Source organism: Pseudomonas sp. DTU_2021_1001937_2_SI_NGA_ILE_001 (assembly GCF_032463525.1).
Classification (GTDB): Bacteria; Pseudomonadota; Gammaproteobacteria; order Pseudomonadales; family Pseudomonadaceae; genus Aquipseudomonas.
This window is the reverse complement of record NZ_CP135971.1, coordinates 3,642,637-3,666,495: the sequence shown is the minus strand read 5'-3', so window position 1 is coordinate 3,666,495 and position 23,859 is coordinate 3,642,637. Positions and strand designations below refer to the sequence as shown.

The following is a 23,859-nucleotide window of genomic DNA, read 5'->3' as shown; positions in this document are numbered from 1 at the left end:
GGCTGTGCGGACATCGTTTGCCTTGGACCTGGAGCCTCCCTGTATTTCCGTGGCCGGCAGCTATAAAAAAAGGGTCTGGAGATTCATTCCCAGACCCTCAAAAGGTGAGGGGTGTCTAGACCCTCAACCTGGTGAGCCATGTGGCGTCCAGCCGCAGGGTCATGCCTTCAGGGGAACCAGACGCGGTGCGATCATGTTCTCCGGACGCAGGATGTCGGCCAGGACTTCCTCTTCGAGCAAGCCTTCCTCGCGGACCAGTTCCAGTACGCCGCGGCCGCTTTCCAGGGCAACGCGGGCGATACGGGTGGCGTTCTCGTAGCCGATGTACGGGTTCAGCGCGGTGACCAGGCCGATCGAGTGTTCGACCAGTTCACGGCAGCGTTGTTCGTTGGCGGTGATACCGGTGATGCAGTGTTCGCGGAGCATGTCCATGGCGCGCTGCAGCAGGCGGATCGAGTCGAAGATCTTGTAGGCGATCAGCGGCTCCATCACGTTCAGTTGCAGCTGGCCACCTTCGGCCGCGACGGTCAGCGCCAGGTCGTTGCCCATGATGGCGAAGGCCACCTGGTTGACGGCTTCCGGGATCACCGGGTTGACCTTGCCAGGCATGATCGAGCTGCCAGGCTGGCGCGGTGGCAGGTTGATCTCGTTGATGCCGGTGCGCGGGCCGCTGGACAGCAGGCGCAGGTCGTTACAGATCTTCGACAGCTTGACCGCGGTACGCTTGAGCATGCCGGAGAACAGCACGAACGCGCCCATGTCGGAGGTGGCTTCGATCAGGTCGGCAGCGGGCACCAGCGGCTGGCCGCTGATGGTCGCCAGGCGCTGTACGGCCAGGTTCTGATAGCGCGGGTCGGCGTTGATGCCGGTGCCGATGGCGGTACCGCCCAGGTTCACTTCGGTCAGCAGTTCCGGTGCCAGGCTGCGCAGACGGTTGAGGTCTTCGGTCAGGGTGGTGGCGAACGCGTGGAACTCCTGGCCCAGGGTCATCGGGACCGCATCCTGCAGCTGGGTACGACCCATCTTCAGAACGTGGCTGAATTCTTCGCTCTTGGCGGTGAAGGCGTTGATCAGGCTGTCCAGGCTGGCCAGCAGCGCGTCGTGCCCGAGCAGCAGGCCCAGGCGGATGGCGGTCGGGTAGGCGTCGTTGGTCGACTGCGCCATGTTCACGTCATTGTTGGGGTGCAGGTACTTGTACTCACCCTTCTGGTGGCCCATGGCCTCCAGCGCGATGTTGGCGATCACCTCGTTGGCGTTCATGTTGGTCGAGGTGCCGGCGCCGCCCTGGATCATGTCGACCACGAACTGCTCGTGGAAATCGCCGCGGATCAGACGGGCGCAGGCCTCGCTGATGGCCGCGTGCTTGGCCTGGCTGAGATGGCCGAGTTCATGGTTGGCGTCGGCCGCTGCCTGCTTGACCATGGCCAGCGCCACGACCAGTTTCGGATAGTGAGAAAGAGGAACGCCGGTCAGGTGAAAATTGTTCACCGCTCGCAGGGTCTGAATACCGTAATAGGCGTCGGACGGTACTTCGAGAACACCCAGCAGGTCTTTTTCGATACGCGATGATGCAGGCGAGGACATGATAGTAGTCATCTCAAGGAGGGCGCGAAAGGCGCCGGAACGCCGCGATATTGGGCCTCTCGTCGCTTCTTGACCAATGCTGTTACCCAATGCGTCATGCAACAACGGCATAATGTCGTGTGACTCGCACTCAATGTCGCTTCAACGAATGTCCGGGAGGACGTGAATGAACCTGGAAAGCAAATGGCTGGAGGACTTCAGCGCACTGGCCGCGACCCGCAGTTTCTCCCAGGCGGCCGAGCGTCGGTTCGTCACCCAGCCGGCGTTCAGCCGCCGGATCCGCAGCCTAGAGGCCGCGCTGGGGCTGACCCTGGTCAACCGTTCGCGCACGCCCATCGAACTGACCGCCGCCGGGCAACTGTTCCTGGTCACGGCGCGTAACGTGGTCGAACAGCTGGGTGAGGTGGTGCGCCACCTGCATCACCTGGAGGGCGGGCAGGGCGAAGTGATCCAGGTGGCGGCGGCGCATTCCCTGGCGCTGGGGTTCTTCCCGCGCTGGATCGCCCAGCTGCGCAACGACGGGCTGAACATTGCCACGCGGCTGGTGGCCACCAACGTCGGCGAGGCCGTGCATGCCCTGCGCGAAGGCGGCTGCGACCTGATGCTGGCGTTCTATGACCCGGATGCTGCGCTGCAGATGGACGCCGAAATCTTCCCCTCGCTGCACCTGGCGCATACCGAAATGCTGCCGGTGTGCGCCGCCGATGCGCAGGGTCAGCCGCTCTACGACCTGGATGGCGGCGCTTCGGTGCCGCTGCTGGCCTACAGTGCCGGGGCATTCCTGGGGCGGTCGGTGAACCTGCTGCTGCGCCAGAGCAACCTGCGTTTCACCACCGTGTACGAGACGGCCATGGCCGAGAGCCTCAAATGCATGGCGGTCGAGGGCCTGGGCGTGGCCTGGGTGCCGCGTCTGAGCATGCGTGCGGAGCTGGAACGCGGCGAGCTGGTGGTGTGTGGCGGTGCGCACTGGCATGTGCCGCTGGAAATCCGCCTGTACCGCTGCGCCCTGGTGCGCAAGGCCAACGTGCGGCTGCTGTGGCGCAAGCTGGAGAGCGGCATGGCTCAGGCTGAAGCGCCGCCCGCCATCATGGCCCCTTGAGGTAGTCACGGATGGCCTGGCGGTTGTTGTCGCTGAACACGTAGCAGCTCGGTAGCGGCGCTTCACTCATCACCGTGCCGCAGGGCAGTCCGTGCGCGAAGCTGAGGTGAGCCGCCTCATGGCTGGCACCGAGCAGGTGCCCGACCTCATGGCCTATCGTGTTGTAGGAACGTATCGATGCGATGGCCGAATCGCTGCGGATATAGGCAATGCCCAGGGTGATGGAGTCGAGCCGGTGGCGAGTGACGAGCACATATCGGTGCCTGCGCGAAGCAACCGGCAGGTTGTTTTCGTCAATGTAGTGCCCGACGCGCTCATGCCACTGCGCAAGGCTTTTAATCGGGTCGCCGACGCGGTAGCCGAAGTCGGTATAGCCGGGCTTGTCGGTGACGCTGATGATCTGTACGCGGCGGCCGGTGACGAGGGTCAGCTCCTGAATGAGCCAGGCCAGGTGGTCAGGACCGATACTGGCTTTTTCCTGGGGGCTGAGCTGGTCGTGCAGGAAAAGCGTCAGGACGATGGGCTGCAGCGCGCGGTCGGCGTCGGCCGACGCGGGCGCTGCCGGGTACAGGTTGAAGGTCAGGCCCAGTGTCAGGGCCAGGGTCTTGAGTTTCATGGTTTGGCGACTCCATTGAGTGAACAGGGCAGGCCGAGCTCTGAGGGGCGGCCTGGAGTCACCTAATCGGGGCGGTCGCAGGGGAGAAAGTCGGGGGAATTCGTCGCGATAACCTGAAAAAGCAGCGTCAGAACGTAGGTCGCTGGACTGCTGCGCCGTCTCCCTGTGCAAGAAGGAAGGCTGGGTCCTGTGGTCTCGACTCACCCTGGGGAGACAGATGCCGACAGATGGTCGACGGGGGTGCTTGCGCCACTGCACTTTGGGGTATACTGCGCGGCCTTCGACCGGATCGACCGGTCATTTTTCGTACAACAAGCCACGCCGGTCTTCCCGCGTGGCTTGTTGTTTTAGACGCGCCTGCGGGCGCCCGACAAGAGGCACGACGATGAGCGCACTGGTTGGCGTGATCATGGGTTCCAAATCCGATTGGTCCACCCTTAGCCACACCGCCGAAATGCTGGACAAGCTCGGCATCCCGCACGAGGTCAAGGTGGTGTCCGCGCACCGCACGCCAGACTTGCTGTTCCAGTACGCCGAAGAGGCCGAGAGCCGTGGTATCGAGGTGATCATCGCCGGTGCTGGTGGTGCTGCCCACCTGCCGGGCATGTGCGCCGCCAAGACCCACCTGCCGGTGCTGGGCGTTCCGGTGCAGTCGTCGATGCTGTCGGGCGTGGACTCGCTGCTGTCGATCGTACAGATGCCCGCCGGCATTCCGGTTGCCACCCTGGCCATCGGCAAGGCCGGTGCGGTGAATGCCGCGCTGCTGGCCGCCAGCATCCTGGGCGCCAAGCACCCGCAGTTCCACAAGGTGCTCAAGCAATTCCGCACTGAGCAGACAGAAAACGTCCTGGACAATCCAGACCCGCGCAACGCCTGAGGTTTATCCATGAAGATCGGTGTTATCGGTGGCGGCCAGTTGGGCCGCATGTTGGCCCTGGCGGGTACCCCGCTGGGGATGAACTTCGCCTTTCTCGACCCGGCGCCGGATGCCTGCGCCGCGCCGCTGGGCGAGCACCTGCGTGCCGATTACGGCGATCTAGACCACCTGCGCCAGCTGGCCGATGAAGTGGACCTGGTGACCTTCGAGTTCGAAAGCGTACCGGCCGAGACCGTGGCCTTCCTGTCGCAGTTCGTGCCCGTGTATCCCAGCGCCGAAGCGCTGCGCATCGCCCGCGACCGCTGGTTCGAGAAGAGCATGTTCAAGGACCTGGGTATCCCCACCCCGGAGTTCGCCGACATCCAGTCGCAGCAGGACCTCGACGCCGCCGTGGCGCGCATCGGCCTGCCGGCGGTGCTCAAGACCCGCACCCTGGGCTACGACGGCAAGGGCCAGAAGGTCCTGCGCAGCGCCGCCGACGTCGCCGGCACCTTCGCGGAGCTGGGCAGCGTGCCGTGCCTGCTGGAGGGCTTCGTGCCGTTCAGCGGCGAAGTCTCTTTGGTGGCCGTGCGTGCCCGTGACGGCGAGACGCGCTTCTACCCGCTGGTGCACAACACCCATGACAACGGCATCCTGCGCCTGTCCATCGCCAGCACCGAGCACCCGTTGCAGGCACTGGCCGAAGATTATGCCGGCCGTGTGCTCAAGCAGCTCGACTACGTTGGCGTACTGGCTTTCGAGTTCTTCGAAGTGGATGGCGGCCTGAAGGCCAATGAAATTGCGCCGCGCGTGCACAACTCCGGGCACTGGACCATCGAAGGCGCCGAGTGCAGCCAGTTCGAGAACCACCTGCGTGCGGTCAGCGGCCTGCCGCTGGGTTCCACCGCCAAGGTGGGCGAGAGCGCGATGATCAACTTCATCGGTGAAGTACCCGCCGTGGAGGCGGTGCTGGCGGTCGACGACTGCCATCTGCACCACTATGGCAAGGCGTTCAAGGACGGCCGCAAGGTCGGTCATGCCACGGTACGCAGCGCCGACCGCGCCACCCTCGACCGTCAGGTCGCTCAGGTTCAGGCGCTGGTCAAGGCCTGATCGGTTCCGGGAACAGTTTCCCGGAACCATTGCGCTATTCCGCTCCTCAGATGGCAACAAGCCAAGGCACAGCGTGCCTTGGCGGTTTCTGTTCATCGGAGGAAAACGCTATGGGCATCCTGGGTACCATCTTCATCGGTCTGATCGTCGGTCTGCTGGCGCGCTTTCTCAAGCCTGGCGACGACAGCATGGGCTTGATCATGACCATCCTGCTGGGTATCGGCGGCTCCCTGGCGGCCACCTACGGCGGGCAGGCGCTGGGCATCTACCAGGCTGGCGAAACCGCCGGCTTCCTCGGTGCGCTGGTCGGCGCGATCATCCTGCTGGTGATCTACGGGATGATCAAAAAGAAATCCTAACGATTGCCTCACGGCCCTCCGCTTAATGCGGGCGGGGGGCTAGAATGCGCGCTCCGTCTTCTCAAACCGAGCCTTTCGATGCGCCGCTTCCTGTTATTGCCTCTGCTGCTGGTCTCCACGCTGGCCTGTGCCGAACTTCCGGAAACCGACTGGCTGGAACTGATGCCGCTGTCCGACCAGAAAGCCCTGGAGGCGATGCCGGAGATCGACCACAACTCGCCCGAGGCCCAGGGCACTTTCGACAGCAAGGGCGGGCTCAAGCAGAGCAAGGGCTTGCCGGCGGTGATGTATTCGACCAAGACGGTCGCGGCCATGAACGGCAAGAACATTCGCCTGGGTGGCTACCCGGTGCCACTGGAAACCGACGCCAAGGGCCGCAGCACGCTGTTCTTCCTGGTGCCGTATCCGGGGGCCTGCATCCACGTACCACCACCGCCGCCCAACCAGCTGGTGCTGGTGCGCTACCCCAAGGGCATCAAGCTCGATGACATCTACACCCCATTGTGGGTGGTCGGAACGCTGAAGATCGAGAAGGTCAACAACGACATGGCCGATGCGGCCTATGCCATGGACGCCTCGAAGGTCCGGGTAGTGGTCGATTCGGACCTCTGAGGCCTGGGCCGCTCGATCAGACCTGGCCCTTCAGGAGCGGCTTCAGCCGCCAAACGCTGGGTGGCTGAGGCCGCTCCGGGTTTGACGGGGCATCACTCGCCCAGCGCTTCGCTCCAGATGCTGACGCCCAGTACGTGCATCTGGTCCGGGGCCAGGGTCACTACGTCGCTCATCACGTTGGCGGTTTCCACGCAGAGCATGCGCTGCCAGCCGTCGTCGGCCATGTCGGGCAGGGCGCGGGCACGGTCCACCCAGGGGTTCCACACCACCGCCGATCTGGAGCCGCTGGTCTGGATCAGGATGCGCCGCTGCAGGCCCGGATCCTCGATACTCATCAGGTTGGGCGTGTCGAGGTAGATGCGGTCGGTCTCCCCGGCGAAGGTGAGGTCACCGGACTGCTGGCGCTCTTCCCAGTCTTCCAGGGTTTCGATGTAGCGCAGGCCGTCCACGCCCTTGAGGGTCACCTGGCGCACGTCGCTGACCACGAAGTAGGTGTGCAGCGCCTGGCTGAGGGTCACGCTTTCGGTGCCGCTGTTGTAGCAGACCAGGCTGATGTTCAGGGCCTGGTCCAGGCGGATGCTCAGCTTCAGTGCCACGTTGTGCGGCCAGTCGGGCAGACGGCCTTCGGCTTCGGGCAGGATCAGCTCGACCAGCAGTGCCTCGCCGTCCTCGCCGATACCCAGCAACTGCCAGTCGAGAATCCGCACTTCACCGTGAGCCTTGGCCGGCTCTGCGCTGTGGCGCATGGCCTGGACGCTCTCGGGATTGCGCGCCAGGTTGCCGAACCAGGGCCAGCACACCGGAATGCCCGCACGAATCGGCGTACCCTTCTTGAAGATCGCCTGGTCATTGAGCCACACCAGCGGCTCCTGGCCAGCAACCTTGTAGCTGAGGATGTGCGCACCCTGCCGGGCGATCAGCAGTTCGGCATCGCCGTGGCTGATGCGCCAGCACTCGAGCTCGTCGAAGGTAACGGATTCAATCTGGGGCGTGGGCATGGGAGATTCTCACTCAAGGGCCGTGGTCGAAAGTCGATAGACTGCGCCAAAGCCGTCGAGTTTAGCGCCAAAGTGGCGCTTGTGGGCCGCCTGCTCCGGCTGCTCAGCGACGCGGCACCGAGCGGGTGCGGCCGCTGCCGTCGATGGCCACGAACACGAAGGCCGCTTCGGTGACCTTGCGCCACTCGCTGGTCAGCGGGTCGTCGCTCCACACCTCGACCAGCATCTTGATCGAGCTGCGGCCCACTTCCTGGGTGCGGGTGTAGAACGACAGCTGTTCGCCCACCGCCACCGGAACCAGGAAGGCCATGCGGTCGATGGCCACGGTAGCCACCCGCCCGCCCGCGATCTTGCTGGCCATGGCGGTACCGGCCAGGTCCATCTGCGACACCAGCCAGCCCCCGTAGATGTCGCCGAAACCGTTGGTTTCGCGCGGCAGGGCGGTGATTTGCAAGGCAAGGTCGCCCTGCGGGATTGGATCTTCTTGTTCAAGCTCGATCATGCCTGGGGTGCCTCTGACCCATGACTCTCGTAGATAACTGAAAAAAACGCTCTGGCAAAGCCGCTCGAAACCCGAGAAACCGCTTTGGCACAGCCTTCTTGACGCCCGGCGGGTAAATCGGTCACACCCTGGCGCTACCCCGATCATGCCTCATTTGTAACAGTTCCAGCCGGTGCCTATGAGTTTTTTGCAACATTTTGCTATCTTGGCCCACCCGTACCGGTAACAAGATTACTCGTACAGGCAATTTTGATGCCTATCCGCGTCGTTGCCCCCGGACAATCGCTTCTGCACGCCACCGCGACGCAGTCAGCGCCGCTGTCGCCGCACCCTCAAAAGAGAAACGCCTCAAGAGAAGCCTTGCCATGTCCTCTGTGTCCTCCGAATCCGCGCCGCCTGCACGTCCCCTGACCGGCAGCGATTACAAGACCCTGTCGCTGTCCGCCCTGGGCGGAGCGCTGGAGTTCTACGATTTCATCATTTTCGTATTCTTCGCTGCGGTGGTCGGCAAGCTGTTCTTCCCCGCCGACATGCCCGAATGGCTGCGCCTGATGCAGACCTTCGGCATCTTCGCCGCCGGCTATCTGGCGCGCCCGCTGGGCGGCATCGTCATGGCGCACTTCGGTGACCTGCTGGGGCGCAAGAAGATGTTCACCCTGAGCATCATCATGATGGCCATTCCGACGCTGATCATGGGTCTGCTGCCGACCTACGAGCAGATCGGCCTGTGGGCGCCGGTGCTGTTGCTGCTGATGCGCGTCATCCAGGGTGCTGCCATCGGTGGCGAGGTTCCGGGCGCCTGGGTGTTCGTCTCCGAGCACGTACCGGCTCGCTATGTGGGTTACGCCTGCGGCACGCTGACCGCCGGCCTGACCGCCGGCATTCTGCTCGGCTCGCTGGTCGCCACGCTGATCAACAGCATCTACAGCGCGACCGAGGTCTCGGACTATGCCTGGCGCATTCCGTTCCTGCTTGGCGGCGTTTTTGGTCTGATGGCGGTCTACCTGCGGCGCATGCTGCATGAAACGCCGGTGTTCGCCGAGCTGCAGCAGCGCAAGGCGCTGGCCGAGGAGGTTCCGCTCAAGGCCGTGCTGCGCGAGCATCGTGGTTCGGTGGCGCTATCCATGCTGCTGACCTGGCTGCTGTCGGCGGGCATTGTGGTAGTCATCCTCATGACCCCGACCTTCCTGCAGACCACCTACGGCTTTCCTGCTGCCACCGCCCTGAAGGCCAACAGCCTGGCCATCGTCTGCCTGAGCCTGGGCTGCATCGCCGCCGGCATGCTGGCTGACCGCTTCGGCGCGGGCTGGGTGTTCGTGGTCGGCAGCATCGGCCTGGGCGCCAGCTCCTGGACCTTCTATCACAGCCTGATGGCGCATCCTGACTGGCTGTTCCCGCTCTATGCGGTGACCGGTGCCTTCGTCGGCACCATCGGCGCGGTGCCCTACGTGATGGTCAAGGCCTTCCCGCCAGTGGTGCGCTTCTCCGGGCTGTCGTTTTCCTACAATCTGGCCTACGCCATCTTCGGTGGCCTGACGCCGATGGTGGTGACCTTCATGCTCAAGCAGAGCCCGATGGGACCGTCCTGGTATGTCGCGGCCCTGAGTGCGCTGGGCGTTCTGCTGGGCCTGTTCCTGTTGTCGCGCAAACGCTGAGCCCCTGTCAGACGTTTCTGAAAAAGGCTGCCATCCGTTAGGGTGTCAGCCTTTTTTCATCTTATTGTCACAATCAGTTCATACAGTGTTCATCCGTCGGGCAGTGGCAGACGGATCGAAGGGTATTGGCCGGGAGCACGAGGCATGGCACTCAAGCGTTGGATGGTGGCTTTCTCGCTGGTGGCCGTGGGCGTCTGCAGCAGCTGCGCAATGGCAGCCGTCGACCCGTCGATCGCGTCCTACACCAAGGTCAGCGGCGTGTCGGGCAACCTGTCGAGCGTCGGCTCGGACACCTTGGCCAACCTCATGACCCTCTGGGCCGAGGCCTACAAGCGCGAGTACCCGAGCGTCAACGTGCAGATCCAGGCGGCCGGTTCATCCACCGCCCCGCCGGCACTCACCGAGGGCACGGCGACCTTCGGGCCGATGAGCCGCAAGATGAAAGACGGCGAGATCGCCGCGTTCGAACAGAAGCATGGTTACAAGCCCACGGCCGTACCGGTGGCCGTGGATGCCCTGGCGCTGTTCGTGCACAAGGACAACCCGATCAAGGGGCTGACCCTGAAACAGCTCGATGCGATCTTCTCTGCCACGCGCCTTTGCGGTGCGCGCAGCGAAGCGTTGACCTGGGGTGATGTCGGGGTGACCGGTTACCTGGCCAACAAGCGCATCCAGCTGTTCGGCCGCAACTCGGTCTCCGGCACCTATGGTTATTTCAAGGAAGAGGCGTTGTGCAAAGGCGACTTCAAGGCCAACGTTAATGAACAGCCGGGGTCGGCTTCGGTGGTCAGTGCCATCAGCACCTCGCTCAACGGTATCGGTTATTCGGGTATCGGCTACAAGACTTCCAGCGTCAGAACCGTGCCGCTGGCGCGGCATGAAGGCGACGCCTTCGTGGCCGAGACCGAGGGCAATACCCTCGATGGCAGCTACCCGCTGTCGCGCTACCTGTACGTCTATGTGAACAAGGCGCCGAACAGGCCGTTGACGCCACTGGAAGGCGAGTTTCTCAAGTTGATCCTGTCCCGGCAGGGGCAGGAGATCGTGATGAAGGACGGCTATGTTCCGCTGCCTGAAAAGACGATCCAGAAGGCGCTGACCGACCTGGGGCTTGCGAGCCCGGTTCGGTCGGCGCGCTGACAGGCGTCAGCCCGCTGGCCGGGTGCCTGCGCATGCAAGGGTTTCTACAGTCCGCCGCCGGTTTGTTGGGGGGCGGGCTTTTTTATATGGAGGTGCGCAAGCCGTTCAGGCATTGCGCGTTGTCCGACCGGTTGCACACAGAACGAGTCGACCCAGGATCCGATGAATCGTAGTTCCGCTCCCGAAGGCATTGACTTCAATACACCCGCGATGCAGCGCAAGCGACGCGTCCGGGCACTCAAGGATCGGCTGACCCGCTGGTATGTCGGGGTGGGCGGCATGGCGGTGCTGTTCGCCATTACCCTGATCTTCTTCTACCTGGCCTGGGTGGTGGCGCCGTTGTTCAAGGGCGCCAGCCTCAAGGCCGATGCGCCGCTGACGCCTGCCTGGCTGAAGGACGCTGGTCGACCGCTGATGATCAGCATCGAAGAGCAGAACCAGGTCGGTCTGCGGGTTTCCGAGCAAGGCCAGGCGATCTTCTTCGATATCGACACCGGCAACGAACTCAAGCGTGTCGACCTGCCGTTGCCGCCCGGTGTGCGGATCACCGCCATCGGCAAGGACCAGCCCGGTACGCCGCTGATTGCCGTGGGTCTGTCCAACGGCCAGGTCCTGGCGTTCCGCCATGCCTACGAGGTGAGCTATCCGGGCAACCGCAAGACCATCACACCGGCGATTGCCTGGCCGGTCGGCCAGCAGCCCCTGACCCTCGATGAAGCGGGGCGGGCCATCGACCAAGTGACCCTGAGCCTGAGTGGCAGCCACTTGCGCCTGGCCGGCGCCACCGGTACCCAGCTGCATGTCCTGGCCGTGGAGCTGGGTGAAGACCCGCAGACCGGCAGCGTGACCCGCCAGCAGAGCCTTATCGAGCTGCCGCAACTTTCCGCTGAAGTGAAGGGGCTGTTCATCGACCCACGCCAGCAATGGCTCTACGTGGTCAACGGGCGCGCCCAGGCCGACGTATTCAGCCTGCTGGACCGCACCCTCAACGGTCGCTACAAGCTGTTGGAGAACGCCAACGCCGAGATCACCTTCGCCACCCAGCTGGTGGGCGGTATCTCCCTGTTGTTCGGCGACTCCCAGGGCGGCATCAGCCAGTGGTTCATGGTGCGCGACACCGACGGCGAGCCGCGCTTCACGCGTATTCGCGATTTCCATCTGGACGATGCGCCCATCGTGCAGATCCGCGCCGAGCAGCGTCGCAAGGGCTTCGTGGCGATGGACGCCGAAGGGCGGCTGGGAGTGTTTCACAGCACGGCGCACCGCACCCTGCTGGTCGAACAGATCACTCAGGGGCCGGGGCTGATGACCCTGTCGCCGCGGGCCAACCGTCTGCTGATCGAAAGCCAGGGCACCCTGCAAGCGCTGAGCCTGGACAATCCACACCCGGAGATCTCCTGGAGTTCCCTGTGGGAGAAGGTCTGGTACGAGAGCTACGACGAGCCGCAGTACGTGTGGCAGTCCACGGCGTCGAATGCCGACTACGAACCCAAGCTGAGCCTGGCGCCGCTGACCTTCGGCACCCTCAAGGCGGCGTTCTACGCCATGCTGCTGGCCGCTCCCCTGGCCATCGCCGCCGCCATCTATACCGCCTACTTCATGGCTCCGGTGATGCGCCGCAAGGTCAAGCCGGTCATCGAGCTGATGGAAGCCATGCCGACGGTGATCCTCGGCTTCTTCGCCGGACTGTTCCTGGCGCCGTACCTGGAAGCCAACCTGCCCGGTATGTTCAGTCTGCTGGTGCTGGTGCCGATCGGCATCCTGCTGGCCGGCTACCTGTGGAGTCGCTTGCCCGCCAACCTGCGGCTGCGTGTGCCCGAGGGCTGGGAGGCCGCACTGCTGGTGCCGGTGGTGCTGGGCGTCGGCTGGCTGGCGCTGGGCATGAGTCCGCACCTGGAGAGCTGGCTGTTCGACGGTGACATGCGCACCTGGATCGAGCACGACCTGGGCATCACCTATGACCAGCGCAACGCCCTGGTGGTCGGTCTGGCCATGGGCTTCGCGGTGATCCCCAACATCTATTCGATCGCCGAGGATGCCATCTTCGGTGTACCGCGCAGCCTGAGCCTGGGCTCGCTGGCCCTGGGCGCCACGCCATGGCAGACCCTGACCCGCGTGGTACTGCTGACTGCCAGCCCGGGGCTGTTCTCGGCGCTGATGATCGGCATGGGGCGGGCCGTGGGCGAAACCATGATCGTGCTGATGGCCACCGGCAACACGCCGATCATGGACATGAGTCTGTTCGAAGGCATGCGCACCCTGGCGGCCAACGTCGCCGTAGAGATGCCTGAGTCGGAGGTGGGCGGCAGCCACTATCGCGTGCTGTTCCTGGCCGCGCTGGTGCTGCTGGTGTTCACCTTCGCCATGAATACCCTCGCAGAGCTGATCCGTCAGCGCCTGCGCAAGAAATACTCATCGCTCTAGGGAGTCGCTACCGGTGAAACGCAACTCCCTCAACGGATGGATCAAGAGCGGCGCCCCCGGCGTCTGGATGAGTGCCGGCGCGGTGTCGATCGCCGTGATCCTGACCATCGGCCTGCTGGCGATTCTCGCCGTACGTGGCCTGGGGCACTTCTGGCCGGCCGACCTGGTGCGCGCGCAGTACACCGTGCCGGGGCAGGCGCCCCATGTGCTGATCGGCGAACGGGTGGACAGCGAACAGGTGCCCCGCGCGCGGCTGCTCGACGCCGGGTTGCCGGTGGCTGCGCAGGGTTCGGAATTCCTCAGCCGCGAGCTGTTCAAGGTCGGCAACCGCGACCTGACCCGCAGTGACTTCACCTGGGTGGTCAGTGAATGGTTGAGCCAGCGCAGCGAGCCTGCCGAGCTGATGACCCTGGAACGCCGCGAGTGGGGCAACTTCTACGGCTACCTGCTCAACATCAAGGAGAACGGCCGGGTGGTGGCCGTCGGCGAGGCAGCCTGGCCGCAACTGCGTGAACGCCTGCAGCGGGTCCGGGAGCTGGCCGGGCAACTGCACCAGCTGGAAAAACAGGACATCGTATCGATCAACCACGGCCTGGAGCGCCTGCGCCTGAAGACCCGCCGTCTGGAAATGGCGGGCGGTCCGGACGCCGAGGCGCAGGCCGACCTGGCCGTCGAGCGTGCCGAGCTGCAGGCCCGCTATTCGGGTATCGAAGGGCGCCTCGCCCAGTTGCGCCAGGACCTCGACCGCGACAGCCTGACTGCCAAGGACGCCGAGGGCCGGGTAACCGAGATCAGCCTGGGCAAAGTGCTGCACGCCTACCAGCCCAACACCATGGGGGTCATGGCCAAGACCGCGTTCTACTTCAAGAAACTGTGGGAGTTCCTCAGCGAGGATCCTCGCGAAGCCAATACCGAAGGCGGCGTGTTCCCGGCGATTTTCGGCACGGTGATGATGACCATGATCATGGCCATCGTGGTCACGCCCTTCGGTGTGCTGGCCGCCGTGTACCTGCGCGAGTACGCCCGCCAGGGGCCGGTGACCCGGCTGATCCGCATCGCGGTGAACAACCTGGCCGGGGTGCCGGCCATCGTCTACGGCGTGTTCGGCCTGGGCTTCTTCGTCTACGTGCTGGGTGGTTCGCTGGACCGGCTGTTCTTCGCCGAGTCTTTGCCAGCCCCGACCTTCGGCACGCCGGGCCTGTTGTGGGCGTCCTTGACCCTGGCGCTGCTCGCCGTGCCGGTGGTGATCGTCGCCACCGAGGAGGGCCTGTCGCGCATTCCCCTGAGCCTGCGCGAAGGTTCGCTGGCGTTGGGCGCGACCAAGGCCGAGACCCTGTGGAAGATCGTTCTGCCGATGGCCAGCCCGGCGATCATGACCGGCCTGATTCTTGCCGTGGCGCGCGCCGCTGGCGAGGTGGCGCCGCTGATGCTGGTGGGCGTGGTGAAGATGGCGCCGTCGTTGCCGCTGGACGGCAACTACCCTTACCTGCATCTGGACCAGAAGATCATGCACCTGGGCTTCCATATCTACGACGTCGGTTTCCAGAGCCCCAACGTCGAGGCGGCGCGACCGCTGGTCTATGCCTCGGCCTTGCTGCTGGTGCTGGTGATCGCCTTGCTCAACCTGTCTGCCGTCGCCATTCGCAACCACCTGCGCGAGAAGTACAAGGCGCTGGATAACTGAGTTCGCCGTGCATTGCGCGGTTCGACGAAACCTATCGTTCCATCAGGAGCCCTACATGCAACACGACAGCCCGGGCCGGGGCGCCCCCTCCAACGCTTCGCGGCGCAGCCGAGACGCCGCGCCCCTGGCGCACGACCATGTGGCGTTCGAAGTGGCGGGCCTGAACCTGTTCTATGGCAAGAAGCAGGCGCTGTTCGACATCGGCCTGGATATTCCGCGGCAGAAGGTGACGTCGTTCATCGGCCCGTCCGGCTGCGGCAAGTCGACCCTGCTGCGCACCTTCAACCGCATGAACGACCTGGTCGACGATTGCCGGGTCGAGGGCAGCATCAAGCTCGACGGCCACGACATCTACAGCAAGGGCGAAGAAGTCGCCGAGTTGCGCCGCCGCGTGGGCATGGTGTTCCAGAAGCCCAACCCGTTCCCCAAGACCGTCTACGAGAACGTCGTCTACGGCCTGCGTATCCAGGGGATCAACAAGAAGCGCCTGCTCGACGAAGCGGTGGAGTGGGCGCTGCGCGGTGCGGCGCTGTGGGATGAGGTCAAGGACCGCCTGCACGAGTCGGCCCTGGGCTTGTCCGGTGGTCAGCAGCAGCGTCTGGTGATCGCCCGCACCATCGCCGTGGAGCCCGAAGTGCTGCTGCTCGACGAGCCGTGCTCGGCGCTCGACCCGATTTCCACCCTCAAAGTCGAGGAGCTGATCTACGAACTGAAATCCAAATACACCATTGTGATCGTCACTCACAACATGCAGCAGGCGGCGCGGGTCTCCGACTACACCGCTTTCATGTACATGGGCAAACTCGTCGAATTCGGTGATACGGACACGTTGTTCACCAATCCGGCAAAGAAGCAGACCGAAGACTACATCACCGGCCGTTACGGCTAGCGGGTACTTCGTCAGTCTTGAAACAGCGTGCGTTTTCGCATCCACCGGACGTTCCAAGGACACCCAGCATGATCCACAAAGACAGCCTTACGCATCACATCTCCCAACAGTTCAACGTCGAACTCGAAGACGTGCGCAGCCACCTGCTCGAAATGGGCGGCCTGGTCGAGAAGCAGGTCAACGATGCGGTCACCGCGTTGATCGAAGCCGACTCCGGCCTGGCCCAGCGTGTGCGCGAAGTGGACGAGCGCATCAACCAGATGGAGCGCAACATCGACGAGGAGTGCCTGCGCATCCTGGCGCGTCGCCAGCCAGCCGCTTCCGACCTGCGTCTGATCATCAGCATCTCCAAGTCGGTGATCGACCTGGAGCGCATCGGTGACGAAGCCACCAAGATCGCCCGCCGCGCCATCCAGCTGTGCGAAGAAGGCGAAGCCCCGCGCGGTTACGTCGAGGTCCGTCATATCGGCGACCAGGTGCGCAACATGGTGCGTGACGCCCTGGATTCCTTCGCCCGCTTCGATCCTGAGCTGGCGCTGTCGGTGGCCCAGTACGACAAGACCATCGACCGCGAGTACAAGACCGCCCTGCGTGAGCTGGCGACCTACATGATGGAAGACCCGCGCTCGATCTCCCGCGTGCTGAACGTGATCTGGGTGCTGCGCTCGCTGGAGCGCATCGGTGACCACGCGCGCAATATCTCGGAACTGGTCATCTACCTGGTGCGCGGCACCGACGTGCGGCACATGGGCCTCAAGCGCATGCGTGAAGAAGTTCAGGGGTATGCCAACGAAAGTGCTAATGTTCCGGACGCGGCTGACGATAAATAAGTTTGCCTGCCAGAAACGCCCAGCGCACGCTGGGCGTTTTGCGTTGCAGTGCCAGGGCTGCGCGGCTCACAGGACGCCAGCATCAGGCCCTGATATGCAGCCGTCCGCCAGAAAGTGAGCGAGACGCTGCCCAACAATCTGGCAGTTGGCCACAGGTCAACGATATGCTTGGGGAAACAAAGGGGCGTGTTGGCATAACGCGGTTCACCCGACAAGGTGAACACGCCCGCAGGAGCGTCGATGAGTAAAGTCAGTGTATTGGTTGTGGATGACGCGACTTTCATTCGCGACTTGGTAAGAAAAGGGCTGCGCAACTACTTCCCCGGCATCCATACCGAAGAAGCCGTGAACGGGCGCAAGGCGCAGGTGATGCTCGCCCGTGAATCCTTCGACCTGATTCTTTGCGATTGGGAAATGCCCGAGATGTCCGGCCTGGAGCTGCTGGCCTGGTGCCGTCAGCAGGAAGGCCCGCTCAAGACCGTACCGTTCATCATGGTGACCAGCCGTGGCGACAAGGAAAACGTCGTGCAGGCGATCCAGGCGGGTGTGTCGGACTTCGTCGGCAAACCGTTCACCAACGAGCAACTGCTCACCAAGGTCAAGAAAGCCCTGGCCAAGGTCGGCAAGCTCGATGCCGTGATGTCCAGTGCCGGTGCCCCGAGTCGCATGAACATGGCGCTCAACGACTCGCTCAGTGCCCTGACCGGTGGCAAGGCCGAGGTCGTGCGCCCGGCGGCGCCAGCGGCCGCGCCTGCTGCGCCGCAGCCTGCCCGTGCCGCGGCTCAGGCCCCCAGCCAGCAGCCCGCTGGCCGTGGCCAGGGGCAACTGCGCCTGCCCAACGGCAGCCAGTCGTGTGTCATCAAGGCCCTGACCCTCAAGGAAGGCCTGCTGGTGGTGCGCCGCGGCGACGTGCTGCCCCAGATCCTGGACAGTGCGGTGCTGGACCTGGAGCAGGGTGAAGACAACGAAGTCGCACGCCTGAACGGCTATGTCCACGCCATCGTCGCCTTCGAGCAGAAGCCCGACAGCGAGTGGCTGCAGGTGACCTTCCGCTTCGTCGACCAGGACGCCAAGAAGCTCGACTACCTGTCGCGCCTGATCGCCCGCGGCACTGCGCAGAAGCACTTCGTCCCCGGCGCCTGACGGCGCCCGTCCCGCCCCGGTGCATGCGCAGCATCGGGGCGCTGACTTTTCCGATCTCCGGTGTCGGTAATTCCTGCTAGCTTCGCCGCGCGCTGTTCGATTGCGTGGGCTCCGTCTTATCCGATGACGGGAGTCCAGCGTGAACCCTACCTTGCTTCAACCCCGCAATATCAGCACCTTCCCCACGGGCCAGTTGTTCCTGGCCATCGATCTCGCCTTGGGTGTGGTACAGCGCCCGGTGCCCGCCGAGCGCTATGCCGGCGTGCTGCAAGTACGTGCAGAGGATCACTTTCGCATCGTTCGCCTGGTGCTCGGCCATCTTCTGGGTGACGACATCTTTACCGGCGACCCTGCCCAGCCGGCCTTGTACTTGACCAGGCTCTACCAGGGGGATGGGGTGCGGCAGCTGTATGCCGAGGTCATGGGCGTTGCGCAGGCCGAAGTCACGGTCTGGCAGGTGCATCAATTCCTGGCCCGGCTGGCCTGGCTCAACCTGCCGCCGGCCAGTGACGCCGCTGCGCATGAGCAACTGGAAGACTTCTTGTATGGCGTTGCGGCGCGGCGCAGTGCCGACCTCGCTGAGGACTATCCGCTGTTGGGCGAGCTGCTGACGCCGGTACCCGAGGTGCTGCGCGCCTGGATGGTGCCGCTCAAGCGCGGCGCTCGCTACCTGACGGCGCAGGCCTGGGTGACCTTGGGAACCGGGCAGTTGCTGTATCAGGGGCTGGCGGAGGATGAGCCGGCACTGGACACCCTCGTGACCCTGGGGCCTGGACAGGCCGCCTGGCTGCCGGCGGGGAAAAGCCATGACCAGGCCTTGGCAGAGGCGCTTGATGCGCGTTTGCATGGCACGGCCACGGGGCAATGGCTGGTGCGTTGCGTCACGGCCCTGGCGCAACGAGGCGTCACGTGCCAAGGCTTGCTGCCCGATCCGCTGACGCCTTTGTCTGACACTGGGCGGGCAGTGTTCTTCCGCAAACTGGCGGAGCACACGCTGAATCCGGATGGACGACCCTGGCTGGCCGAAGCGCAGGCGGCCGCCAGCCGGTCGCCGGGGCGGCGAGGCTTGTCCCTGGCGACTGTCTTGCGCCAGAGGCACGCGAACCTGAGCCCGACCCAGGCCATGGCGCTGGCGGCCGTGCTCGCAGGGCCGGGCCTGGCCGAAAGTGTCGAGCCGCTGGGGGGCATGCCAGGCTCAGCGGCCTTCGATGTGCTGCTTCCGCCCTGGCACCGCTGGAGCGTCGTGAGCGATGTCGATGAGGTGTTTCGCCAGCTCGGGCTCGACTCGCTGCGCTTGGCTGGTGGGGAAGGCAATACGCTGGGCATGGAGGCGCAGACGGCCTGGCAGGCCCTGGCCTTGACCTCCCAGTTCGCTGCATTCTTCGCCCCCATGCTCGGCGCCTTGGGCTGGTATGGCGACCAGGCCGATGAGCCGGCAGCACCGCGAGTGACCCAGGCGCTGGCCGGGCGGGCCATCATCGAAGGCTTTCTTGGCGCCACGGCGGCCTTTCCTCACGCCTTGGTCGACACACTGCGCGGGGCGTGGACCCTCGACCACAGCCACGCAACATTGCGCCGTCGCATCCATGATGACATTCGCGCTCGCCAGCCCGCCGCGACGGCTGCCGCCGTGGACCTGCTGCATTACCTGGTGCTGCGCGAAGCGCTGCCGGAGCTGCTGGTCAGTGACGTGCCCGAGCACTTGCCGTTTGGCCGCGCCTTGCAAAGCGTGGCTCTGAGCCATGGCGTGGCGTTGCTGCAAGCCTTGCAGGTGGGGGGGCACGCGGGGGCGGCCTTCGACGAGGTCATCAGGCTGAGCGCAGACCTTTCCCAATCTCCAGACCCGGCCCTGCACGCGCTGTGGGTCAGGACCCTGAGTATTCCGGCCTTGCGCTATGCCGCCGCGCACGGGGCCATCGACTGGCCGGATGCCGACGACCTTCTGCGGGCCAGTGCCACGCAGGTTCGCCAGGCGCTGGAGTACCTTCAGGCCCAGCAGGCACAGCACGCCCAGGAGCTGAGCGACCTGCTGGGCCGCAAGCCGCCGGATCGCCGGCAACTGGCGCAACGCATGCTGACGGCCGCCGGGGTTCCCCAATGGCTCTGGGCCCAGGCGATCAAGGTCGACCATTGGCCGGTATTGCAGGAGCACGGTTTTAGCCTGGCCGGCAGCTACGATCTGGACCGACTGCTGGCATTCGGACGGCCGGCGGCGACGGTCCTGGAGATGGTCATGATGGGCGAGGCGTACAAAGCCGGTGAGCCCACTGTGCCGCAAGCCTGGGCCCAAGCGTTCAAGACCTTCCGCGAGTCGCTGGTAAGCGCCCAGGCACGTGTCGTGGCGCGCTTGCTCAACGAGGCCGGCCCGGCTTTGCGCAATACCTTGCTGGCGTCCACCTGCGAGTTGAGCCGGGTGAGCTTCGCCGGGGAAGAGGGCGCCCAGGGGCTGTTCCTGCGCTGTCAGCGCGGCGACCACCGTAGCGACTTCAATGAACATGCGGTGGACGAAGTGTTCATCGAGCTGATTCCTGCGGCGGGAGTGATCCGCCAGGTCGAACAGCGCTTTGTCTACCAGGTCGAGGCCGAGACGCAACTGAGCGGCAACATCGTGGAGACCGTCGAGGAGCAGGAGCGCCACGCCAGGCAAGTGGCGCAGGCGCGGGTGACGCCCTTGCTGGCCATGGACAGCGACGCCTACCTGCAGGGGACGCCTTCGCGCTCCTCGCTGAGCTGGCATCAACCTCGGCACGGCACTCTGGTTCCGGCCAGCGAGTGTGTCTACGCATCCGACGGCACCGACGCACAGAAGCTGGCCGTGTTGGCCCAGGCCGCCGCCCGGCATCTGCTCGCCCGTTTTCTGGAGCAGAGCCAGGCTGCGCACGAGCATGCCACGGGCTGGGAGGCGCAGTGGGCCAGAGAGCGTGAGTACGCCGAGCTGGCCGCGCGGCTGATCATTCCGTTCTATGGCTGCATCGAGGACTTGGCTCAGGGTGAGCACTCGGCCGGGGTGATCGTCGGCTGTGCGCTGGATGTCGCCTTTGCCCTGATTCCCGTCGGGCAATTCGCTGCGTCGACGGTGCGTATCGTGATGAAGGCGGGTGAGCTGAGCGTGCTGTCGCTCACCCGCTTGACCGGTCAGGCCTTGGGCCAATTGGTGAAGGGGCTGGCCGAGCAGAGCGCGGTGTTCGCCGTGCGTGACCTGGGCAAGGTGGCGGTGCTGGTGGGCCGGCTGGGCCAGGCCAGGCTGCTGGAACGGGTTCCCGCCCTGCGCACGCTGCTGGGCGAGCGCGGCTGGCCGGCGGCGGCCGGCTTGCTGGAGCAGGGGCGCTTTCGCTTGCTGGACGATAGCGTCGGCACGGCAACGAACGCGAATGGCTATGCCCAGCTGGATGGGCAGATCGGCGTGGCCGTGCAGGATGTGGGCACGCCCGAGGTGCCGGACTTCCGCTTGCGCGATCCGTCCACGCAACGCGCCTTTGGCCCGCCACTGGCGCTGGTGACACGCGCACCGGCGCTGGAGTTGGCGCAGACTTTGGCGGCAACGGGGATCGAGGTGGGGCGCTATCCCAAGGTGGTGCCGGTGACTTCCACGGCCGAAGGTGTGCGTGAGTTGCGCATTGCCGAGGGCTGCCGGGTACACGTCATCGAGCGTGAAGAGGGCGTGTTCGACCTGCAGGTCGACGGTGAGGTCTATCACCTGGAAAGTACGGCAGAGGATGCGGCCCTGCGCCAGTTGTCGGTCACGCCGCTCTCGCCAACGGCAGATCTGCTGCAAGAGACCGAGAACCTTTGCCGGGTACGCCGCGACCTGGTGCCAGTGCCCTGTGCCAGCGGCGTCAGGCTGGCCACGCCCGAGCCGGCCCCGATCGCCGAGGGCTCGGTGTCACCGAAACGCACCGGCAAGTACCCCAGCCAGGCAATGGCCGCGCGCGTGTTCAGCCTGGCCAGGATGACGGTCGGTGAGGGTGATGTGGCACGCCACCTGGACGTGTTCGTTCATGAAGGCAAGTTCTGCCAGTGGGCCGATGCGCCGCCGCTGGCGACGACCTCGGCAGCGCCTGCGCAGGGCAAGGCGGTCGTCGCCCTGACCGAAGTCGAGCGCGCCCTGCTGGCGCTGCCCGATGCGCCGGTATACCGGCAGACGCTCGCAGGTCAGTTGGCCGGGGACGGAATTCTGGGCCTGCCGGAGAACTACCGGGTCGACGACGCGGCGTTCATCTACGAAGCGCTGCCGGTCATCGAGCTGGGGCCCATCGCCTCCGGCGTCGAGGATGCGCGTACCTTGCGCGGGATGCGCCTGGAATTTTCCGGGGCGTCATGGATTTTCGTCGAGCCCGACACGGGGGTGTTCTACAAGGCTGCGGTGCCCGACGATGCTCGCCTGGAACTGGCGTTTTCGCGAGCCACCGAGGCGGATGAAATCAACGAATTCATTCGTCTGTCGGAGCAGTACCGGGTGGTGCGCGAGCGCCCAAGTGCGCTGCAGGACCAGGAAAATATCGCCCGGCTGCTGTTCGATCTGCTCGATGCGTCCGAACGGCCAGCGTGGAACCTCGCCTGGGGCGAGTCGATCACCCGCTATGAACAGTACGCCGCGTGGTGCGTGGCACAGAAACGCCCCAACGAGTTGCTGCACTACGCGGCGAATATCCTCTCGGGTGAGGCCATGCAGAAACAGTTCGTGGAACTGGCCAAACGCAGCATTCCCGACTTCAAGAGGGTCGCCGAGCGCAGCCTGCCCGAGCAGCAGCACATCGTCGAGGTGCTCAATCATCTGCTGCCGGTGCAGGGTTCCAAGGCCCGCTGGGAGGTGCTGGACCTCAACACGGTGCAGACACCCAGGGCCGCGCAGAACATTCTCAAGCAGATCAAAGGGGCCAATCTGTCGTTCGTCCAGGTGCATACCGAAGCGGGGCAGCGCATCGTCTACTACGCCTTGTCGGGCGGCGAGCGCGCACGCGATCTAAAGCTGCAGCTGGATGTACCGGGCAGCACCGAGCGAGTGCTCGATGGCGTCATCTTTCGCGACGCCCGGGCCCGCATGCTGGGGCGTGAGCCAGATCCGTCGTTCACCAGCCTGCCGGTGGTCAGGGATGCCAATCGTCTGCTGGTCCGCGAGTTCGGTCGCCAGCTCGATTCCGAGCGGCTGATCGCAACCGTCTTGAAAGAAGACCTGGCGGGTATGCCGCTGACCCACATCAAGGTCTTCACCGTGCTCGACACCTGCCGCTCCTGCGGTGGTTTCGTCCTGCCGCGGCTCAAGCTGGACTTCCCTGACGCGCTGTTCTCGGTCAGCTACCTCAAGGACTACGCGCTTTCCTGAGCGCGGCGGGCAGGGCGGTGGCGTGTGGTTATTGACGGTGTGGCGGGCGTCGATTGACAACCTTGCATGCCCATCGCCGGGCAACACTGCTAGGCTTGGGGCCCATCGCCAACTGACCCGATGCGCCCCATGCTCGACCGCTTGCTGATCTTTTGTGCCCTGTCGCTGGCTTGCCAGGCCGCCTTGGCGACCACCATCTACAAGTCCACCAATGCCGACGGCGTGGTGTCGTTCAGTGACCGGCCCACCCCTGGGGCGTCGGTGGTGGTGTTCCGTGACAGGATGGTCGAGCACATCGAACGCCAGGTGCGCCTGGATGTGCGCAAGGACGACGGCGTACACAGCCTTTACGTGCGCAACGACCTGTACGCTCCCGTGGAAGTCGAACTGCGCTTGAGCGGGCTGAAGAACGTGCTGGGCGTACCGGGCAGCGCCACGACACTGCGTCGCACCGTGCCGGCACGCAGTCACGAGCGGCTGCTGGTGCTGAGCCCCCGCCAGCCAGGCCAGCCGATGCTCTACAGCGCCAAGCTGAATGCCACGCTGGGTTCACCGGTCGGCCAGGCGCTGGCCTACAAGTACCCCCTGCCGTGGGTGGGCGGGCCGTTCCGCCTGACCCAGGGGCCAGGCGGCAAGTACAGCCATACCGATCCCAAGGGGCGTTACGCCATGGACATCGCCATGCCCGAAGGCACGCCGATCATTGCCGCGCGCGGCGGCACGGTGATCAAGGTGGAGAACAGCCAGAGCGGCCGGGGCTCGAACCCTTCGGGCAATTTCGTGAGGATTCTTCACGACGACGGCACCATGGGCGTGTATCTGCACCTGATGCGGGGTTCGGTGGTGGTCCGGGAAGGGCAGAAAGTCAGCGTCGGCAGCGCCCTGGGGCGTTCGGGCAATACCGGCAACAGCACCGGCCCGCACCTGCACTTCGTGGTACAGCGCAATGTCGGGCAGGAACTGGTGTCGATTCCGTACGAGTTCAACCAGCCGATACAGAGCCTGCCGAACTTCGCCGTGGGCGGCAATTAG

18 protein-coding genes are annotated in these 23,859 nt (G+C 64.8%); 14 read left to right on the top strand and 4 right to left on the bottom strand.

The features are described 5' to 3' along the window. Positions 1-159: 159 nt before the first annotated feature. Entirely contained in the window at positions 160-1,584 is a 1,425-nt protein-coding gene (gene aspA, locus RRX38_RS15755) for an aspartate ammonia-lyase (RefSeq protein ID WP_295476749.1), read from the bottom strand. 166 nt (positions 1,585-1,750) lie between these two features. On the opposite strand from aspA, the gene RRX38_RS15750 reads away from it, so the two are divergent. Further along, the gene (locus tag RRX38_RS15750; RefSeq protein WP_295476747.1) at positions 1,751-2,683 is read left to right on the top strand and encodes a LysR substrate-binding domain-containing protein; all 933 of its coding nucleotides are present in this window, start codon (positions 1,751-1,753) and stop codon (positions 2,681-2,683) included. Here RRX38_RS15750 and RRX38_RS15745 read toward each other — a convergent pair. Beyond that, positions 2,670-3,299, bottom strand: coding sequence for a hypothetical protein (locus tag RRX38_RS15745; RefSeq protein WP_315959855.1), 630 nt, complete (start codon positions 3,297-3,299; stop codon positions 2,670-2,672). The two genes, RRX38_RS15750 and RRX38_RS15745, sit on opposite strands and share 14 nt — an antisense overlap. Before the next feature lie 385 nt (positions 3,300-3,684). On the opposite strand from RRX38_RS15745, the gene purE reads away from it, so the two are divergent. The 4 genes from purE to RRX38_RS15725 all read left to right on the top strand — a co-directional run bounded on the left by purE (position 3,685) and on the right by RRX38_RS15725 (position 6,239). Further along, entirely contained in the window at positions 3,685-4,176 is a 492-nt protein-coding gene (gene purE, locus RRX38_RS15740) for a 5-(carboxyamino)imidazole ribonucleotide mutase (protein ID WP_295476743.1), read from the top strand. 9 nt (positions 4,177-4,185) lie between these two features. Next, positions 4,186-5,268, top strand: coding sequence for a 5-(carboxyamino)imidazole ribonucleotide synthase (locus RRX38_RS15735; protein ID WP_295476741.1), 1,083 nt, complete (start codon positions 4,186-4,188; stop codon positions 5,266-5,268). A 110-nt stretch (positions 5,269-5,378) separates the two neighbouring features. After that, the gene (locus RRX38_RS15730; RefSeq protein ID WP_295476740.1) at positions 5,379-5,627 is read left to right on the top strand and encodes a GlsB/YeaQ/YmgE family stress response membrane protein; all 249 of its coding nucleotides are present in this window, start codon (positions 5,379-5,381) and stop codon (positions 5,625-5,627) included. Between the two features lie 78 nt (positions 5,628-5,705). Next, positions 5,706-6,239 carry a DUF3299 domain-containing protein gene (locus RRX38_RS15725; RefSeq protein ID WP_295476739.1) on the top strand — a complete coding sequence of 178 codons (534 nt, stop codon included), beginning with the start codon at positions 5,706-5,708 and terminating at the stop codon, positions 6,237-6,239. Positions 6,240-6,331: 92 nt separating this feature from the next. Here RRX38_RS15725 and RRX38_RS15720 read toward each other — a convergent pair whose 3' ends face one another. Both RRX38_RS15720 and RRX38_RS15715 read right to left on the bottom strand, forming a co-directional pair. Then, on the bottom strand, positions 6,332-7,237 hold the full coding sequence (locus RRX38_RS15720; protein WP_315959854.1) for a D-hexose-6-phosphate mutarotase: 906 nt from the start codon (positions 7,235-7,237) through the stop codon (positions 6,332-6,334). 103 nt (positions 7,238-7,340) lie between these two features. Further along, on the bottom strand, positions 7,341-7,739 hold the full coding sequence (locus tag RRX38_RS15715; protein ID WP_295476737.1) for an acyl-CoA thioesterase: 399 nt from the start codon (positions 7,737-7,739) through the stop codon (positions 7,341-7,343). Between the two features lie 365 nt (positions 7,740-8,104). On the opposite strand from RRX38_RS15715, the gene RRX38_RS15710 reads away from it, so the two are divergent. The 9 genes from RRX38_RS15710 (at position 8,105) to RRX38_RS15670 (ending at position 23,859) form a co-directional block, all read left to right on the top strand. After that, positions 8,105-9,394, top strand: coding sequence for an MFS transporter (locus RRX38_RS15710; protein WP_295476736.1), 1,290 nt, complete (start codon positions 8,105-8,107; stop codon positions 9,392-9,394). Between the two features lie 144 nt (positions 9,395-9,538). Then, positions 9,539-10,534: a phosphate ABC transporter substrate-binding protein PstS family protein gene (locus tag RRX38_RS15705; RefSeq protein ID WP_315959853.1), complete on the top strand. Its 996-nt coding sequence runs from the start codon at positions 9,539-9,541 to the stop codon at positions 10,532-10,534. A 162-nt stretch (positions 10,535-10,696) separates the two neighbouring features. Then, positions 10,697-12,958 carry an ABC transporter permease subunit gene (locus tag RRX38_RS15700; RefSeq protein ID WP_315959852.1) on the top strand — a complete coding sequence of 754 codons (2,262 nt, stop codon included), beginning with the start codon at positions 10,697-10,699 and terminating at the stop codon, positions 12,956-12,958. A gap of 67 nt (positions 12,959-13,025) precedes the next feature. Further along, positions 13,026-14,642 carry a phosphate ABC transporter permease PstA gene (pstA, locus tag RRX38_RS15695; protein WP_410524911.1) on the top strand — a complete coding sequence of 539 codons (1,617 nt, stop codon included), beginning with the start codon at positions 13,026-13,028 and terminating at the stop codon, positions 14,640-14,642. Between the two features lie 55 nt (positions 14,643-14,697). Continuing rightward, positions 14,698-15,531 carry a phosphate ABC transporter ATP-binding protein PstB gene (pstB, locus tag RRX38_RS15690; protein ID WP_295476732.1) on the top strand — a complete coding sequence of 278 codons (834 nt, stop codon included), beginning with the start codon at positions 14,698-14,700 and terminating at the stop codon, positions 15,529-15,531. Positions 15,532-15,599: 68 nt separating this feature from the next. Further along, complete coding sequence (gene phoU / locus RRX38_RS15685) at positions 15,600-16,361, top strand: phosphate signaling complex protein PhoU (RefSeq protein ID WP_315959851.1); 762 nt, start codon at positions 15,600-15,602, stop codon at positions 16,359-16,361. Between the two features lie 240 nt (positions 16,362-16,601). Continuing rightward, positions 16,602-17,504, top strand: coding sequence for a response regulator (locus RRX38_RS15680; protein WP_315959850.1), 903 nt, complete (start codon positions 16,602-16,604; stop codon positions 17,502-17,504). Positions 17,505-17,643: 139 nt separating this feature from the next. After that, positions 17,644-22,827: a deaminase domain-containing protein gene (locus RRX38_RS15675; RefSeq protein ID WP_315959849.1), complete on the top strand. Its 5,184-nt coding sequence runs from the start codon at positions 17,644-17,646 to the stop codon at positions 22,825-22,827. A gap of 129 nt (positions 22,828-22,956) precedes the next feature. Continuing rightward, on the top strand, positions 22,957-23,859 hold the full coding sequence (locus tag RRX38_RS15670; RefSeq protein WP_315959848.1) for a M23 family metallopeptidase: 903 nt from the start codon (positions 22,957-22,959) through the stop codon (positions 23,857-23,859).

Excerpts from the sequence above, each read along its gene's own strand:
- purE (WP_295476743.1), top strand. The coding sequence starts at position 3,685 with ATGAGCGCACTGGTTGGCGTGATCATGGGTTCCAAATCCGATTGGTCC.
- pstB (WP_295476732.1), top strand. The coding sequence starts at position 14,698 with ATGCAACACGACAGCCCGGGCCGGGGCGCCCCCTCCAACGCTTCGCGG.
- RRX38_RS15680 (WP_315959850.1), top strand. The coding sequence starts at position 16,602 with ATGAGTAAAGTCAGTGTATTGGTTGTGGATGACGCGACTTTCATTCGC.
- RRX38_RS15720 (WP_315959854.1), bottom strand. The coding sequence starts at position 7,237 with ATGCCCACGCCCCAGATTGAATCCGTTACCTTCGACGAGCTCGAGTGC.
- RRX38_RS15730 (WP_295476740.1), top strand. The coding sequence starts at position 5,379 with ATGGGCATCCTGGGTACCATCTTCATCGGTCTGATCGTCGGTCTGCTG.
- RRX38_RS15745 (WP_315959855.1), bottom strand. The coding sequence starts at position 3,299 with ATGAAACTCAAGACCCTGGCCCTGACACTGGGCCTGACCTTCAACCTG.
- RRX38_RS15715 (WP_295476737.1), bottom strand. The coding sequence starts at position 7,739 with ATGATCGAGCTTGAACAAGAAGATCCAATCCCGCAGGGCGACCTTGCC.
- RRX38_RS15670 (WP_315959848.1), top strand. The coding sequence starts at position 22,957 with ATGCTCGACCGCTTGCTGATCTTTTGTGCCCTGTCGCTGGCTTGCCAG.
- pstA (WP_410524911.1), top strand. The coding sequence starts at position 13,026 with ATGAGTGCCGGCGCGGTGTCGATCGCCGTGATCCTGACCATCGGCCTG.
- RRX38_RS15750 (WP_295476747.1), top strand. The coding sequence starts at position 1,751 with ATGAACCTGGAAAGCAAATGGCTGGAGGACTTCAGCGCACTGGCCGCG.
- aspA (WP_295476749.1), bottom strand. The coding sequence starts at position 1,584 with ATGTCCTCGCCTGCATCATCGCGTATCGAAAAAGACCTGCTGGGTGTT.
- RRX38_RS15735 (WP_295476741.1), top strand. The coding sequence starts at position 4,186 with ATGAAGATCGGTGTTATCGGTGGCGGCCAGTTGGGCCGCATGTTGGCC.
- phoU (WP_315959851.1), top strand. The coding sequence starts at position 15,600 with ATGATCCACAAAGACAGCCTTACGCATCACATCTCCCAACAGTTCAAC.
- RRX38_RS15710 (WP_295476736.1), top strand. The coding sequence starts at position 8,105 with ATGTCCTCTGTGTCCTCCGAATCCGCGCCGCCTGCACGTCCCCTGACC.
- RRX38_RS15705 (WP_315959853.1), top strand. The coding sequence starts at position 9,539 with ATGGCACTCAAGCGTTGGATGGTGGCTTTCTCGCTGGTGGCCGTGGGC.
- RRX38_RS15700 (WP_315959852.1), top strand. The coding sequence starts at position 10,697 with ATGAATCGTAGTTCCGCTCCCGAAGGCATTGACTTCAATACACCCGCG.
- RRX38_RS15725 (WP_295476739.1), top strand. The coding sequence starts at position 5,706 with ATGCGCCGCTTCCTGTTATTGCCTCTGCTGCTGGTCTCCACGCTGGCC.